The 15,631-nt window shown below is 66.2% G+C and carries 10 protein-coding genes; 3 read left to right on the top strand and 7 right to left on the bottom strand.

Going from position 1 to position 15,631, the window contains the following annotated elements:
- The 3 genes from ACE3SN_RS12060 to ACE3SN_RS12050 all read left to right on the top strand — a co-directional run.
- Positions 1-1,316: alkaline phosphatase (locus tag ACE3SN_RS12060; RefSeq protein ID WP_374530342.1), on the top strand; the 1,316-nt coding region annotated here is incomplete at its 5' end.
- A 240-nt stretch (positions 1,317-1,556) separates the two neighbouring features.
- Positions 1,557-3,548 (top strand): threonine--tRNA ligase, encoded by a 1,992-nt coding sequence (gene thrS / locus ACE3SN_RS12055; protein ID WP_374530340.1) that lies wholly within the window; start codon positions 1,557-1,559, stop codon positions 3,546-3,548.
- Position 3,549: 1 nt separating this feature from the next.
- Positions 3,550-4,296 carry a sulfite exporter TauE/SafE family protein gene (locus tag ACE3SN_RS12050; RefSeq protein WP_374530338.1) on the top strand — a complete coding sequence of 249 codons (747 nt, stop codon included), beginning with the start codon at positions 3,550-3,552 and terminating at the stop codon, positions 4,294-4,296.
- A 262-nt stretch (positions 4,297-4,558) separates the two neighbouring features.
- Here ACE3SN_RS12050 and ACE3SN_RS12045 read toward each other — a convergent pair whose 3' ends face one another.
- The 7 genes from ACE3SN_RS12045 to ACE3SN_RS12015 form a co-directional block, all read right to left on the bottom strand.
- Complete coding sequence (locus ACE3SN_RS12045; RefSeq protein WP_374530336.1) at positions 4,559-4,696, bottom strand: hypothetical protein; 138 nt, start codon at positions 4,694-4,696, stop codon at positions 4,559-4,561.
- A gap of 35 nt (positions 4,697-4,731) precedes the next feature.
- The gene (gene glgX, locus ACE3SN_RS12040; protein WP_374530334.1) at positions 4,732-6,525 is read right to left on the bottom strand and encodes a glycogen debranching protein GlgX; all 1,794 of its coding nucleotides are present in this window, start codon (positions 6,523-6,525) and stop codon (positions 4,732-4,734) included.
- Positions 6,522-8,144, bottom strand: coding sequence for an alpha-D-glucose phosphate-specific phosphoglucomutase (locus tag ACE3SN_RS12035; RefSeq protein ID WP_374530333.1), 1,623 nt, complete (start codon positions 8,142-8,144; stop codon positions 6,522-6,524). Before ACE3SN_RS12035 ends, glgX begins: the two co-directional genes overlap by 4 nt.
- Positions 8,141-9,595: a glycogen synthase GlgA gene (gene glgA, locus ACE3SN_RS12030; RefSeq protein WP_374530348.1), complete on the bottom strand. Its 1,455-nt coding sequence runs from the start codon at positions 9,593-9,595 to the stop codon at positions 8,141-8,143. Before glgA ends, ACE3SN_RS12035 begins: the two co-directional genes overlap by 4 nt.
- A complete protein-coding gene (glgC, locus tag ACE3SN_RS12025; RefSeq protein ID WP_374530346.1) occupies positions 9,595-10,866 on the bottom strand; it encodes a glucose-1-phosphate adenylyltransferase in 1,272 nt (423 codons plus the stop codon). The genes glgA and glgC overlap by 1 nt, the downstream gene beginning before the upstream one ends.
- A gap of 33 nt (positions 10,867-10,899) precedes the next feature.
- Positions 10,900-13,065, bottom strand: a complete 2,166-nt coding sequence (gene glgB, locus ACE3SN_RS12020; RefSeq protein WP_374530331.1) for a 1,4-alpha-glucan branching protein GlgB — start codon at positions 13,063-13,065, stop codon at positions 10,900-10,902.
- Between the two features lie 127 nt (positions 13,066-13,192).
- Positions 13,193-15,607, bottom strand: coding sequence for a glycogen/starch/alpha-glucan phosphorylase (locus ACE3SN_RS12015; protein WP_374530344.1), 2,415 nt, complete (start codon positions 15,605-15,607; stop codon positions 13,193-13,195).
- Positions 15,608-15,631: the final 24 nt, after the last annotated feature.

Genomic DNA, 15,631 nt, shown 5'->3' with positions numbered 1-15,631 from the left:
AGTGGTACTATTACCGCTTCATCGCCCCCTCGGGCGAGGTTTCGGCAATCGGGCGCACCCGCACCTTGCCGGTGGGCAAGCTGGCCAGCTTCAAGCTCGCGGTGTTCTCGTGTTCGAACTATGGCTTTGGCTTCTTCAATGCCTATGCCCACGCGGCCGAAAGCGGTGAATTCGATCTGGCGGTCCACCTCGGCGACTATTTCTACGAGTACGAGCGCGGCGAATATCCCTCTGCCAAGCAGATCGTCGGCGATCGGCTGGTCCCGGTCGAGGAATCGATCACGCTCGAAGGCTACCGCGACCGCTTCCGGCTCTATCGCTCCGACCCGGACCTGCAGCGCATCCACCAGGTCCTGCCGATGGTGGCGATGTGGGACGATCACGAAACCGCGAACGACACCTGGAAGGACGGCGCGGAAAACCATCAGGCCAATGAAGGCGATTGGGCGACCCGCAAGGCCCTGTCGGAAAAGGTTTACCGCGAATGGATGCCGGTGTCTGACGAATACTGGGCCGCGTACGAAATCGGCGACCTTGGCACCCTGTTCAAGCTCGAGAGCCGCCATCTCGCGCGGGATCGCCAGCTGAATTTTGCGGACATCGCCAAGGGCACTGCGCCGGACAAGGTCGATGCCGCGCTGGCCGCGTTTCGCGACGGAGCCCTGGCCGATCCGACCCGGACCCTGCTCGGCGCGCAGCAGGAAGAGTGGCTGGCCAGCGGACTCAAGGCCTCGGTCAAGGCGCGCAAACCCTGGCAGGTGATCGCCCAGGAAATCGTCATGGGCCAGCTCATGATGTCAACGGAGATCACCCAGGGGCTGGCTGCGGACGCGCCCGACTGGCTGAAACAGCGCATGGCGGTCACGGTCGCGGCGGGCAAGCAGGGAATCCCCTTCAACATGGACGCCTGGGACGGCTATCCCGCCGCCCGCGCCCGGCTGATGAAGTCGGCGCTGGCCGCCGATGCCAACGTCGTCGTTCTGTCGGGCGACAGCCACAATGCCTGGGCCTTCGACCTCGACCTCAAAGGGCACCGCGTGGGTGTCGAAATGGGTGGCCATTCGGTGACCTCGCCCGGGGCGGAAGGCTATATCAACTGGCAGACGCCGAAAGACCTCGCCCGCAACATCGTGGCGCGCAATCCTCAGCTCCAGTGGTGCGATACCTCGCAGCGCGGCTACATGGCCGTGGAACTGACCCCCAAATCGGCGAGCTGCGAATGGCGCTTCATGGCGACGATCAAGCAAAAGGGCACTGCCCTGGCGACCACGCACCGGATGACCGTGCTGGCCGGGCAGCGCCGCTACACGGCTTAGTTGATCCTTAAGCGCTGCCTCGCTATAGCGGCGGCGATGACGCTGCGCCGTGCCTTGACGACGACTACCACCACCCGGGTCTCCCCGGGGCTGGCCGTCTTCGCCTGACGCGAAGCCGCGCCGCCGTCCGGGTTCGGGCGGCTGGCGTCACCTCCCGAAACCGCTTCCCAACCGACGCCGCCCCTTCCGGTGCGCCCCCTCTTGTGCCAAAGCGCCCGGCAGACGCCACGAGAGTAGATCATGTCCGAAGTCCTGAAGATCAGCCTTCCCGATGGTTCCGTCCGCGAAATGGCGGCGGGTTCCACCCCGGCGGACGTTGCCGCCGCGATCGGCCCCGGCCTTGCCAAGGCGGCGCTTGCCGCGCGCGTGGATGGCGAACTGGTTGACCTCACGCGCCCCTTCACCGCCGATTGCACGCTCGCGCTGGTGACCGCCAAGGACGAGGCCGACGCGCTTGACCTTGCCCGGCATGACTATGCCCACGTCCTGGCGGAAGCGGTGCAGGCGCTGTTCCCCGGCACGCAGATCACCTTCGGGCCTTCGACCGACGACGGGTTCTATTACGACTTTGCGCCGGCAGAGCGGCCCTTCACCGAGGAAGACCTGCCCGCGATCGAGGCGCAGATGCGCAAGATCATCGGCGCCAACAAGCCGCTGCGCCGCGAGGTGTGGAGCCGCGAACAGCTGATCAGCCGCTGGAAGCAGCAGGGCGAAAGCTTCAAGGCTGAATGGGCCGCCGAACTGCCGGGCGACGAGGACCTCACCGTCTACTGGTCGGGCGACGACTGGCTCGACATGTGCCGCGGGCCGCACCTGCCCTCCACCGGCAAGCTTGATCCCAACGCCTTCAAGCTGACCCGCGTGTCGGGCGCCTACTGGCGCGGCGATCAGAACAACGCGATGCTGAGCCGCATCTATGGCACCGGCTGGCTCAACAAGAAGCAGCTTGAGGAACACCTCCACCGGCTGGAAGAAGCCGCCAAGCGCGATCACCGCAAATTGGGCGGCGAGATGGACCTGTTCCATCTTCAGCAGGAAGCCCACGGCTCGGTGTTCTGGCACCCCAAGGGCTACATGGTCTGGCGGGAACTCGAAGCCTATATGCGCCGCGCGATCGACGGCGCGGGTTACAAGGAGGTCAAGACCCCGCAGGTGATGGATGCGCGCCAGTGGGAGCAGTCCGGCCACTGGGGCAAGTACCGCGAAAACATGTTCGTCATCCCCGACGAGGTGCCCAACACCGAGGACGACGGCCCCGTCATCTCGGGCGAGGCGGACTGGATGGCGCTCAAGCCGATGAACTGCCCGGCCCACGTCCTGATCTTCCGCCAGGGGATCAAGTCGTACCGCGACCTGCCGCTGCGCTTCTACGAAAACGGCTGCTGCCACCGCAACGAGCCGCACGGCGCGCTGCACGGCCTGATGCGCGTGCGCCAGTTCACGCAGGACGATGCCCACATCTTCTGCCGCGAAGACCAGATCGTCTCCGAAGTGCAGGATTTCTGCGCGCTGGCCGACCGGATCTACAAGCATTTCGGCTTCACCTATTCGATCAAGCTGGCGCTGCGCCCCGAAAAGCGCTTCGGCACCGAGGAAATGTGGGACAAGGCCGAGGCGGAACTGCGCGACGCGGTCCACCGCGCAGGGCTGGCGACCGAGGAATACGGCTGGGAGGAACTACCGGGCGAAGGCGCGTTCTACGCCCCCAAGCTCGAATGGCACCTGACCGACGCGATTGGCCGCACCTGGCAGGTCGGCACGATCCAGTCCGACCGCGTGCTGCCCGAACGGCTCGATGCCAGCTACATCGGCGAGGACGGCGAAAAGCACCGCCCGGTGATGCTCCACCGCGCGATCTTCGGTTCGTATGAACGCTTCATCGGCATCCTGATCGAGCACTATGCAGGGCGCTTGCCCGCGTGGCTCGCCCCGGTCCAGGCCGTGGTCGCGACGATCGTTTCGGACGCCGACGGCTATGCGGGTGACGTTGCCGCGCAATTGAAGGCCGCCGGCATCCGGGTGGAAACCGACACGCGCAACGAGAAGATCAACTACAAGGTGCGCGAACACTCGCTGCAAAAGGTTCCGCACCTGCTGGTGGTCGGCAAGCGCGAGGCCGAGGAAGGCACCGTTGCCGTCCGCACCCTTGGCGCGGAACACCAGAAGGTGATGCCGCTGGCCGATGCCATCGCGCTGCTCAAGGGCGAAGCAACCGCGCCGGACCTGCGCTGACTTGCTGGCAGGGCTGACCCCGGAGCAGCTTGCCATCGCGCTGGCCGCGACGCTGGCGGCTGCTTTCGTGCGGGGCCTCGCGGGCTTCGGCATGGCGATCCTGCTGGTCCCGGTGCTGGGGCTGGCCGTTCCCCCGCGCGAGGCGGTGGTGGTGGCGAACTGGCTGGGGCTGATGATTGGCCTAGTCGGCCTCAAGAAGATCGTCGGGCAGAGCGAGCGCAGCGCCTTTGTGATTTCCGCTCTGGCCGTTGCGGCGACCCCGCTGGGCGTCTGGCTGCTCGCGATCACGGATCCGGCACTGGCGCGGCTGCTGATCGCGCTGATCGCGCTCGGTTCGTTCACGCTGGTGCTGCTGCCGAAACGCCCCGAACACCACGCGCCCAGCACCGCGGAGACCGGGACGACCGGGCTGCTTTCAGGCGTGTTGACCGGGTTTGCCGGGATGCCCGGGCCGCCGGTGGTGCCCTATTACCTGCGCCGTGAGATCGCGCCGCAGCTTGCCCGCGCCTCGATGATGACGATCTTCCTGGCGACGTCCTTCGCCGGGGTCGGTTCGGCGCTGGCACTTGGGGTGGCAACCTGGCGCGAGCCAATGCTCGCCGCGATCCTGTTCCCCACGGTGCTGCTCGGCAACTGGCTGGGCCATCTCGCCTTCGGGCGGATCGACGACAAGGCGTGGCGGATTTTCACCGGGCTGGTGCTTGGGGTATCCGCCTGCGCCGCGCTCTGGCGGCTGCTGCACACCTAGGCCGTAAACTCATAAACAGCGCCATCGAGGCGCCCAAATGGCGAACATATCGGGCGAAGCCGCCCGCCGGGAAGGCTGATTGCCTTTCCAAGGGCGGTTTTGTCCGAGATGGAAGCCATTTGGACGCCCCGATGGGGTTTGACCAGAATGGCCCAGCGCTGCGTCGGCAGGCCTTGAAATATCGACATATTCCAGCGTCCTGCCTCCTTGCGCTGAGCCATTCTGCCTCAAACCTCGATGGCGCTGTTTATGAGTTTACGGCCTAGAAGAAGGGCAGCGCGCGTCCGGCGAGGATCAGGGCCAGCGCGCAGGTGCAGACAATGGTGCGGCGCAGGGCCTCCACCGCCAGATCGGGGCTGGGGGCGTGGATGCGGGCAGCAAGAGCGATAGCGCGGGCCATGCAGCGATCCTGCGCCCCAAGGTCTTGCCGAAGGGTTAAGCCTGCGCTGAAACCTTGACGCTCCGGTCCGGCCGGCTGACCGAAATCACCAGTGGCCGCGCGGGGTCGGCGCCGCAATAGGTGAAGCCGGGTGTGCCGGGGCGTTCCCAATCGTCGATCTCCATCGCGCGGCCTTCCGGGTGGAGCCATTCCCCGGGTTCGGGAAATTGCGCAAACCAGTCCAGCCGCGCTGCGCGCCAGTCGGAGAGCCTTGCCACGTAGTCTTCGAGTGCGTGGTCGCGGTGCTGCCAGTCGAGCCAGGCGATCGGGCCGTCCTGGCAATAGGCGTTGTTGTTGCCGTGCTGGGTGCGGCCGAACTCGTCCCCGGCGGTGAGCATCACCGTGCCGGTCGCGGCGAACAGCGTGGCCAGCAGCGCGCGCTGGTCGGCGGCGCGTGCCGACCGGACGGCGGGATCGTGGCTTGGCCCTTCGGCGCCGTGGTTCCAGCTGTAATTCTCGTGATGCCCGTCGCGGCCCTGTTCGCCATTGGCCTCGTTATGACGGTGCGCGTAGGAGACGAGATCGAGCAGGGTAAAGCCATCGTGCGCGGCGAGGAAATTGACCGAGCGGCAGTCCTTCCCAAAAATGTCGGACGAACCCGCGATCCGCGTCGCCAGTTTGCCCACGCCCGCATCGCCGCGCCAGAACCGGCGCACATCGTCGCGGAAGTGGTCGTTCCATTCGAGCCAATTCGCGGGAAACTTGCCAAGCTGGTAGCCGCCGGGTCCGATGTCCCACGGCTCGGCGATCATCACCCTGTCCGCCAGCAGCGGATCGGCGGCGAGTTCGGCAAAGAACGGGGCATCGGCGTCGAAGGCGGGACTGCGCCCCAGCACCGGGGCCAGGTCGAAGCGGAACCCGTCAATCCCGCAATGGGCCACGAAGTGCCGCAGCGCAGCCAGCGCCAGTTCGCGCATCGCCGGGTGGGCAAAATTGAGCGTGTTGCCGCAGCCGGTATCGTTGATCAGGCTGCCATCGGCATGGTGGGCATAGGCGGCATTGTCGAGCCCGCGCAGCGACAGGACCGGGCCGTGAACGTCGCTTTCGCCGGTGTGGTTGAACACCAGATCGAGCAGTACCCCGATCCCTTCGGCGTGGAGCGCGGCGACGGTATCGCGCAGCTGCGCCACCCCGCCGGGGCAGAGGCGCGGATCGAGCGCCATCATCGTCACCGGGTTATAGCCCCAGGCATTGGTGAGGCCCAGGGGGGCAAGGTGGCGCTCGTCGATCCAGGCGGTGATCGGCATCAGTTCCACCGCGCTGACGTTCAGTTTCTTGAGGTGCGCGATGACCGCCGGGTGCGCCAGCGCCGCCAAGGTGCCGCGCTGCGCCTCTGGCACCTCCGGGTGGAGCATGGTGAAGGCGCGGACGTTCACTTCATAGATCAGTCCCCCGCGCGCGAAGCAGGGCGGGCGGCGTTTCGCCTTGGGCAGCCTGCCCGGCACAATGGCGCGCGGGACCAGCGCGGCGGTGTCCGCGCCGTAATGGCCAAGGCAGGGATCGTAGTGATAACGCCGGTCGAGTTCGAGCGCATAGGGATCGACCAGCAGCTTGGCGGGATCGAACCAGCGACCATGCTGCGGTGCCCATTCGCCATGCGCGCGGTAGCCGTACGGTGTGCCGGCCAGGTCTTCGGGCAGGCTGACGGTCCAGTTGTCGCATTCGCGCCGCATCGCCACGCGGCGTTCGGTGGTGCCTTCGAACAGGCACAGTTCGACCAGCTCGGCATGGGGCGAGCGCACCGAAAAGCGGGTACGCCCGCGCGCCTTGCTGACGCCCAGCGGCGTCACGTCACGACGTCAGGCGCGGTGCGGCAGGTGTGGCGCGCGATCCCCGCGATGGTTTCTGCCGCCGCGATCAGATCGCCCAGCATCGCGCCCACTTCCGCGTCGAGATTGCCCGATGCCGGTTCGAAGCGTTCGAGGTAGAGCCGCAGCGTCGCCCCTTCGGTGCCGGTGCCCGACAGGCGCAGCACGATCCGCGATCCGCCTTCGAACATCACGCGCAGGCCCTGGTTCGCGCTGACCGAACCGTCGACCGGATCGGCATAGGAAAAGCTGTCTGCCGCCGCGACGGCCAGTGGTCCGAAGGCCTGGCCGGGGAGCGCGGCAAGCGCGCCGGTCACCTGCGCCATGACGGCATTGGCGGCATCCACCGGCAGCGCCTCGTAATCGTGGCGGGCATAGTAGTTGCGCCCGAACCGCGCCCAGTGCTCGCGCGCCAATTCGTCCACCGAGATGCCGCGGACCGCCAGAATGTTGAGCCACAGCAGCACGGCCCAGAGGCCATCCTTTTCGCGCACGTGGTCAGAGCCGGTCCCGGCGCTTTCCTCGCCGCAGATCGTGGCCATGCCGGCATCGAGCAGGTTGCCGAAGAACTTCCAGCCCGTGGGCGTCTCGAAGGCGGGAATACCCAGCGCCTCGGCCACGCGGTCGGCCGCCGCGCTGGTCGGCATCGAGCGGGCGATCCCGGCAAGGCCGCGTGCATAGCCGGGCGCGAGGTGAGCGTTGGCGGCCAGCATGGCGAGCGAATCCGATGGCGTGATGAACCGTCCGCGCCCGATGATCAGGTTGCGATCGCCATCGCCGTCCGAGGCCGCGCCAAAGTCCGGCGCATCCGGCCCCATCATCAGGTCGTAAAGCTCGGCTGCGTGGACCAGGTTGGGATCGGGATGGTGCCCGCCGAAATCCTCCAGCGGCACGCCATTGCGCACGGTTCCCGGTGCGAAACCAAGCCGGTTTTCAAGAATCTCGATGGCGTAAGGCCCGGTCACCGCGCTCATCGCGTCGAACGCCATGCTGACGCCCGCCGCGCGGATCGCGGGGAAATCGAACAGGCTTTCCATCAGCTCCGCATAGTCGGCCACGGGGTCGATCACTTCGACCGTCATGGCGCCAACCTGCACCGTGCCCAGTGCGTCGAGGCCGATGTCCGCGCTGTCCTCGGCCAGCCAGCGGTCGATGGTGAGGGTGCGGGCGTAAATCGCCTCGGTCACGCTTTCTGGGGCGGGGCCGCCGTTGGCCGTATTGTACTTGATCCCGAAATCCTCGTCCGGGCCGCCGGGGTTATGGCTGGCGGACAGGATCAGACCGCCGCTTGCGCCATATTTGCGGATCACGTGGCTGGCGGCGGGGGTGGAGAGGATCCCGCCCTTGCCGACCAGCACGCGGCCATAGCCATTGGCGGCGGCTATTCGCAGCGCCTGCTGGATCACCGTGCGGTTATGGAACCGGCCATCGCCACCAATCACCAGCGTGGAATCCGCAGGCCGCTCGACCACGTCGAACACGGCCTGGATGAAGTTCTCGGCATAACCGGGCTGCTGGAACACGCGGACCTTCTTGCGCAGGCCGGACGTGCCGGGCTTCTGCCCTTCGAACGGAGTGGCGTGGTAAAGCTTTGCCGTCATGCTTTCCCTGTCAGTTCCTTGTAGAGTGCGGCATAGGCGGCGCCGCTGGCAGCCCAGCTGAAGTCTGCCTTCATGCCATTCTTCTGCAGCAGTTCCCACGCGCCCGGCTGATGATAGATCGCCATGGCCCGGTCGATCTCGGCGCACAGCGCATTGTAATGGACGCCATTGAATTGAATGCCGGTCGCAGCGCCGACCTTCATCGCCGCCAGGTTTGCGTCGATCACCGTGTCGGCAAGGCCCCCGGTGCGCGCCACCACCGGTACGCAGCCATAGGCGAGGCCATAAAGCTGGGTCAGGCCGCACGGCTCGAACCGGCTCGGCACCAGGATCGCGTCCCCGCCCGCCTGCATCCGGTGCGAGAGGCCTTCGTCATAGCCGATCTTGACCGCGATCCGCCCCGGATGGCGCGCCGCGCCGGCCAGCAGGCCATTGACGATCCCCTGATCGCCGCTGCCCAGCAGCGCCAGCCGCCCGCCGATTCCGGCAAGGTGATCAAGCACTTCGACCAGCACATCCATGCCCTTTTGCCAGGTCAGGCGGGTGATGACGACGAACAGCGGGCCATCGCCGGGTTCAAGCCCGAATTCGGCCTCCAGCGCGCGCTTGTTCGCCTGCTTCTTCGCCAGGGTGCGGGCGGTATAGGTCTGGGCGATGTGGGTATCGCTCGCCGGGCTCCACTCGTGCGTGTCGATCCCGTTGACGATCCCGCGTACCCGGTCGCCCCGGCTGCGGATCAGCCCTTCAAGGCCCATGCCAAACTCGCCCTCGCGGATTTCGCGGGCATAGGTCGGGCTGACCGTGGTGATGACGCTGGCGGCTTCGAGGCCTGCTTTCAGGAACCCCACCCCGCCATAGCTTTCCACCCCGTCGATCCCCCAGGCGCTGCGCGGCAGGCCGAGGCGCGGGAAAATCGCGGCGTCGAAATAGCCCTGGAAGGCCATGTTGTGGATCGTCATCACCGAGGGGACGGGCGCGCTGCCCGCCACCGGCGCAAAGCGCAGGTAAGCCAGCGCCATCGCCGCCTGCCAGTCATGCGCATGGATCAGATCGAACTTGCGGCCCTTCACCATGCCGCCCGCAAGGTCTGCCGCCGCGCGCCCGAAAGCGGCAAAGCGGCGCCAGTTGTCGGCCCAGTCCTTGCCGCCGGGATCGGCATAGGGGCTGCCCTCGCGGGTAAACAGCGTGGGCGCGTCGAGCACGATCAGCGGATGATCGCCGAGCTTGCCCGCCACCAGCCGGGCGCGTTCGCCCAAGAGGTCTTCGTAGGTGTGCAGTACCTTGGCGCGCGGTAGCGCCGCCATGACCGATGGGAAGCCCGGCAGCAGCGTGGTCAGGACTACCCCGTGCGGGGCCAGCGCGCCGGGCAGTGCGCCCGCCACATCGGCCAGGCCGCCGGTCTTCACCAGCGGCACCGCCTCGGAAGCGACCGAGAGGACAGAAAGCGGCATCATAGGTCCAGCTTGTCGATCATCGGCTGGGTGATCAGGCACACGCCCTTGTCGGTGCGGCGAAAGCGCTTGGCGTCGAGTTCGGGGTCTTCGCCCACCACCAGCCCGGGCGGGATCTTCACGCCCCGATCCAGCACCACCTTCTTCAGCCGCGCGTTCCGGCCGATGTCGCACCACGGCAGGATCACCGATTCCTCGACCCGGCTCCAGCTGCGGGTCAGGACCGAGGTGAACAGCAGGCTGCGTTCCACATGGCTGCCCGAGATGATGCAGTTGCCCGAGACGAGGCTGGAGACCGCCTCGCCGCGCCTACCGGCCTCGTCGTGGACGAATTTGGCGGGCGGGACCATTTCGGCGTGGGACCAGATCGGCCAGTCGCGGTCGTAGAGGTCCAGCTGGGGAATGATCTGCGTGAGGTCGATATTGGCTTCCCAATAGGCATCGACCGTGCCGACATCGCGCCAGTAAACCCCGGTTTCGTCCTTGCCGCGCACGCAGCTGTCGGAAAAGCGGTGGGCCACGGCTTTGCCGTGCTTCACCAGGTAAGGGATGATGTCCTTGCCGAAATCGCGCGAGCTGGCGGGATCGGCGGCGTCGCGCTCAAGCTGCTCGAACAGGAACCTGGTGGTGAAGACGTAGATCCCCATCGAGGCGAGCGAGACGTCGGGCTTGCCCGGCATGGCGGGCGGGTCTTCAGGCTTTTCGACGAAATCGGTGATCCGGTCGTTCTCGTCCACCGCCATGACGCCAAAGCCCCTGGCGTCGGCGCGCGGCACTTCCATGCAGCCCACGGTCACGTCGGCCCCCTGGTTGACGTGCTGCTGTAGCATCAACTCGTAGTCCATCTTGTAGATGTGATCGCCGGCCAGGATGACGATGTATTCGCTGCCGTTGCCCTCGATGATGTCGATGTTCTGGTAGACCGCGTCGGCCGTGCCTTCGTACCACTGGGTTTCGGACACGCGCTGCGAGGCGGGCAGGATGTCGAAGCTTTCGTTGCGTTCCGGGCGGAAGAAGTTCCAGCCGATCTGCAGGTGCCGGATCAGCGAATGGGCCTTGTACTGGGTGGCGACGCCGATGCGGCGGATGCCCGAATTGAGTGCGTTGGACAGGGCAAAGTCGATGATCCGGGTCTTGCCGCCGAAATAGACCGCGGGCTTGGCACGCCGGTCGGTCAGTTCCATCAGGCGGCTGCCGCGTCCACCGGCGAGTACATAGGCCATCGCGTCACGTGCCAGTGGCCGTGCCGGTGCTGCCTGCCGTTTTGCCATCATCCTTGTCCCCTTCTTGGCGCGTGGCCCGTATCAACCTTCGTATTCGAACATGACAGTTGCAAGCGGCGGCAGGCGCACCAGCGCCGCACCGTGCTCTGCGGTGATTGCCCCCATGTTGCCCTGCCCGCTGCCGCCATAGATCGCGGCGTCGCTGTTCAGCACCTCGCGCCAGCGCCCGTCGTGGGGCAGCGGCAGGCGATAGTGATCGTGCAGCGCCGGGGTCATGTTGCTGACCACGACGATCGGCCGCTCGCCCGGAGCCTTGCGCAGCCAGGCGAAGACGCTGGCCTCGGCGTCATCGGCCACCAGCCATTCGAAGCCTTCGCCTTCGCAGTCGCGCGCGTGGAGTGCGGGGCGCGAGGTGTAGAGGTGGTTGAGATCGCGCACGAAGCGGCGCACCCCTTCGTGCGCCGGGATGTCCAGCAACTCCCAGTCAAGGCTGCGCTCCTCGCTCCATTCTCGGGCTTGCGCAAACTCCTGTCCCATGAACAGCAGCTTCTTGCCGGGATAGCCCCACATCAGGCCGTAATAGGCGCGCAGCGAAGCGAACTTCTGCCATTCGTCGCCGCTCATCTTGTTCAGCAAACTGCCCTTGCCGTGGACCACCTCGTCGTGGCTCAGCGGCAGGACGAAGTTTTCGCTGAAGGCGTACATCAGGCCAAAGGTGATGTCGTCGTGGTGGTATTTGCGATGCACCGGATCGCGGCCCATGTACTTCAGCGTGTCGTGCATGAAGCCCATGTTCCACTTGAATCCGAAGCCCAGGTTCTCGCGCGGGCCATCGCCATACGCGGGGAGTGATACGCCCGGCCAGGCGGTGCTTTCCTCCGCGATGGTGACGATGCCCGGGTGCTGGGCATAGAGCGCGCGGTTCATTGCGCGCAGGAAGTCCACCGCCTCCCAGTTCTCGCGCCCGCCCTCGGCATTGGGGATCCATTCGCCGGCTTGGCGTGAGTAATCGCGGTAGAGCATCGAGGCGACCGCATCGACGCGCAGCCCATCGACATGGTACTTTTCCGCCCAGAACAGCGCGTTGTTGACCAGGAACGAGGCCACCTCGCGCCGCCCGAAATTGTAGATCGCGGTGTTCCAGTCAGGATGGAAACCAAGGCGCGGGTCTTCGTGTTCGTAAAGCGCTGTCCCATCGAAATGGGCGAGGCCATGTGCGTCGGTCGGGAAGTGCGCTGGCACCCAGTCGATCAGCACCGAAATGCCCGCCCGGTGCGCCCCGTCGACGAACCGGGCAAAACCCGCCGGATCGCCGAACCGGGCCGAGGGGGCATAGAGCCCGGTGGTCTGATAGCCCCACGAAGGGTCATAGGGGTGCTCGGAAACCGGCAGGAACTCGATATGGGTAAAGCCCATGTCGGTGACATAGGGGATCAGCCGCGCGGCCATTTCATCCCAGGTCAGGAACCAGCCATTATCATCCCGCTGCCACGATCCGGGATGGACCTCGTAGATCGACATGGCTTCGCGTCGGGGATCGGCCCCCGCCCAGTGCGCACGGTGGGCCTGGTCGCCCCAGTCGTCCTTGCCGGGCAGCGCGGTGAGCGAGGCGGTCTTGGGGCGCAGTTCCGCGGCAAAGGCATAGGGATCGGCCTTGAGCGGCAGGACTTTCCCGTCCGCCCCGGTGATGTGGAACTTGTAGGCGCGGCCAAGGCCGATGTCGGGAATGAAGATCTCCCACACGCCGATGTCGGCGCGGCGGCGCATCGGCGCGCGGGCCGGGTTCCAGTCGTTGAAATCGCCAACCAGGCTGACCAGCTGGGCATTGGGCGCCCAGACCGCGAAGTGCACGCCCTCAGCACCTTCGTGCGTGATAAGGTGGGCGCCAAGCTTGTCGAACAGGCGCAGGTGGGTGCCTTCACCCATCAGGAAATCGTCGGTCGGACCCAGCACCGGGCCGAAGGAATAGGGATCGGTCACCCACCATTCGTGGCCGCCCGCCCGGCAGCGGTACTTGACCGGCCTGGGCTTGCCCCGGACCTTGCCCTCGAACAGCCCGCGCGGATCGACGCGGGCGAGCTTGCCCAGCGCCGCGCCCTTGAGGGAAAATGCGCTGGCCTCTTCCGCCCCCGGCAGCAAAGCGCGGGCAAAACTGCCTTCCGGCCCGGCATGGACACCCAGCAATGAGAACGGGTCGGCATGACGCCCTTCAACCAGTGCGGTGATCGCGGAACTCGGTGGCTTCAAGCATTCCCCCGTGCTGCCGGCCGCTGGGCCGAACCGAGGCTACCTTGCACCTTGGCCGGGTTATGTGAAACCGGTAAATCGTATGCGCAGGCCACGCCTTGCAATCGTATTTCAGAGCCGGTCGCGCTCAAAGCACCCCCCAGATTTCGCGGGCATATTCGCCGATCGTCCGGTCGGAGGAAAACCAGCCGACATTGGCCACGTTGCGCAAGGCCGAGGCGCGCCAGCCGCGCTGGTCGATCCAGCGCGCGTCCACATTGCGCTGGGCGGCGGTGTAGCTGTCGAAATCGGCGGCGCACATGAACCAGTCGTGGTCATAGATGCCGCCGATCAGCCCTGCATAGCGGTGCGGGTCGTCGGGCGAGAACACGCCCGAGGCGATCGCGGACAGGGCCTGCTGCAATTCGCGGCTGCCTTCGATCACGGCGCGCGGGTTGTAACCCCCGGCGCGTTGCTCGGCGACTTCCTCAGCCGTCAGGCCAAAGATCACGATATTGTCGTCGCCAACGCGGTCCTTGATCTCGATGTTCGCGCCGTCGAGCGTGCCGATGGTCAGCGCACCGTTCAATGCAAACTTCATGTTGCCGGTGCCGGACGCTTCCATCCCGGCGGTCGAGATCTGTTCGGACAGGTCCGCCGCCGGAATGATCCGTTCGGCCAGGGTGACGTTGTAGTTGGGCACGAACACGACCTTGAGCAGGCCGCCGACCGAGGGATCGGAATTGACCCGGCGGGCGATGTCGTTCGCCAGTTTGATGATGAGCTTGGCGTTGTGATAGCTCGATGCCGCCTTGCCGCCGAAGATCTTGACGCGCGGCACCCAGTCGCGCTCCGGATGGCTGCGGATCTGGTCGTAAAGCGCAACCGTCTCGATCAGGTTCAAGAGCTGGCGCTTGTATTCGTGGATGCGCTTGATCTGCACGTCGAACAGCGCATCGGGATCGAGCCGGATCCCGGTCAGGTCCTTGAGGTGCGCGGCCAGCGCCACCTTGTTGGCGCGCTTCACTTCGGCCGCGCGTTCGCCCAGCGCGGCATCGTCTGCCAGCGCGTTCAGTGCGGAAAGCTCGGCGGCATCATCCAGGAACTTGTCCCCGATCGCGTCCTTCAAGAGCGCGGTCAGCCCCGGGTTGCACTGTTGCAGCCAGCGGCGCGGTGTCACGCCGTTGGTCTTGTTGTTGATCCGCGTGGGGTACAGCTTGTGCAGGTCGGCAAAGACCGTGCTCTTCATCAGTTCGGTGTGAAGCGCGGCCACCCCGTTGACGCTGTGCGCGCCGGTAAAGGCCAGGTTGGCCATGCGCACGCGGCGTTCCCCGCCTTCGTCGATCAAGGAGATTGCGGCGATCGCGGCATCATCCAGCCCGGCGCGGCGCGCCTCGCGCAGCACGCGGCTGTTGATCGCATAAACGATCTGCATGTGGCGCGGCAGCAGCCGCTCGAACAGCGGCAGCGGCCAGCTCTCCAGCGCCTCGGGCAGCAGGGTGTGGTTGGTATAGGCGATGGTGCGGCGCGTGACGTCGAGCGCCTCGTCGAATTCCAGCCCGTGGATGTCGGTCAGCAGCCGGATCAGTTCTGCCACGGCGACCGCCGGGTGGGTGTCGTTGAGCTGGATCGCGGCGTGATCGGGCAGGGTGCGGACATCGCCCTGGTACTGCACGTGGCGGCGCACGATGTCCTGGATCGAGGCGGCGGTGAAAAAGTATTCCTGCCGCAGCCGCAGTTCCTGCCCCGCCGCGCTCGAATCCGCCGGATAGAGTACGCGCACCAGACTGTCCGCGCGCACTTCATCGACCAGCGCGCCGACGTGATCGCCGGCATTGAAGGCGTCAAGCCGGATCGGGTCGAGCGCATTGGCGGTCCACAGCCGCAGCGTATTGACGCGTTTGCCGCGCCAGCCGACCACGGGGGTGTCAACCGCGGTCGCCTCGACCTGCTCGGCCGGACGCCATTCCACCTTCTCGCCTTCGCTCACGACCTCGCCGCCAAAGCCGATGCGGTAGGCGCTTTCGCGGCGCTCGAATTCCCAGGGATTGCCGTGGGCCAGCCAGGTTTCGGGCAGCTCGACCTGCCAGCCATCGTCGATCCGCTGGCGGAACATCCCGTTTACATAGCGGATGCCATAGCCATAGGCCGGCACATCGAGGCTGGCGAGGCTTTCCATGAAGCACGCCGCGAGCCGACCGAGGCCGCCGTTGCCCAGCGCCGCATCGGGTTCAAGCTCTTCGATCGCGGCGATGTCGATGCCCTGCGCGGCCAGCGCCTGTTCCATCTCGCGGGTCAGGCCCATGTTCGAAAGCGCATCGCGCAGCAGCCGCCCGATCAGGAATTCGAGGGACAGGTAATAGACCCGCTTGCCGCCCGCGTCATAGGTGCGGCGGGTCGATTCCATCCAGCGGTCGATTACCGCGTCACGCAGCGCCAGCACCGTGGCGGTGAACCAGTCGTGCTGCTTGGCCGCGCGTTCGTCCTTGCCAACACGGTGGCGCAGGACATCGATCAGTTTGGCCTGGGTTTCGGCGATGCGGCTATCGCGGGATTGCGGCAATTCATGGCTCCAGTCTTCAGCGGT

This window comes from Novosphingobium sp. (assembly GCF_041915465.1).
Classification (GTDB): Bacteria; Pseudomonadota; Alphaproteobacteria; order Sphingomonadales; family Sphingomonadaceae; genus Novosphingobium.
Note: the sequence above shows the minus strand (reverse complement) of the source record. Positions and strands in the feature narration are given on the sequence as shown.

Bases quoted from the DNA above. Each gene is read 5' to 3' on its own strand.
- glgA (WP_374530348.1), bottom strand. From the start codon at position 9,595: ATGCCGCTTTCTGTCCTCTCGGTCGCTTCCGAGGCGGTGCCGCTGGTG.
- thrS (WP_374530340.1), top strand. From the start codon at position 1,557: ATGTCCGAAGTCCTGAAGATCAGCCTTCCCGATGGTTCCGTCCGCGAA.
- glgC (WP_374530346.1), bottom strand. From the start codon at position 10,866: ATGGCAAAACGGCAGGCAGCACCGGCACGGCCACTGGCACGTGACGCG.
- ACE3SN_RS12045 (WP_374530336.1), bottom strand. From the start codon at position 4,696: ATGGCCCGCGCTATCGCTCTTGCTGCCCGCATCCACGCCCCCAGCCCC.
- ACE3SN_RS12035 (WP_374530333.1), bottom strand. From the start codon at position 8,144: ATGACGGCAAAGCTTTACCACGCCACTCCGTTCGAAGGGCAGAAGCCC.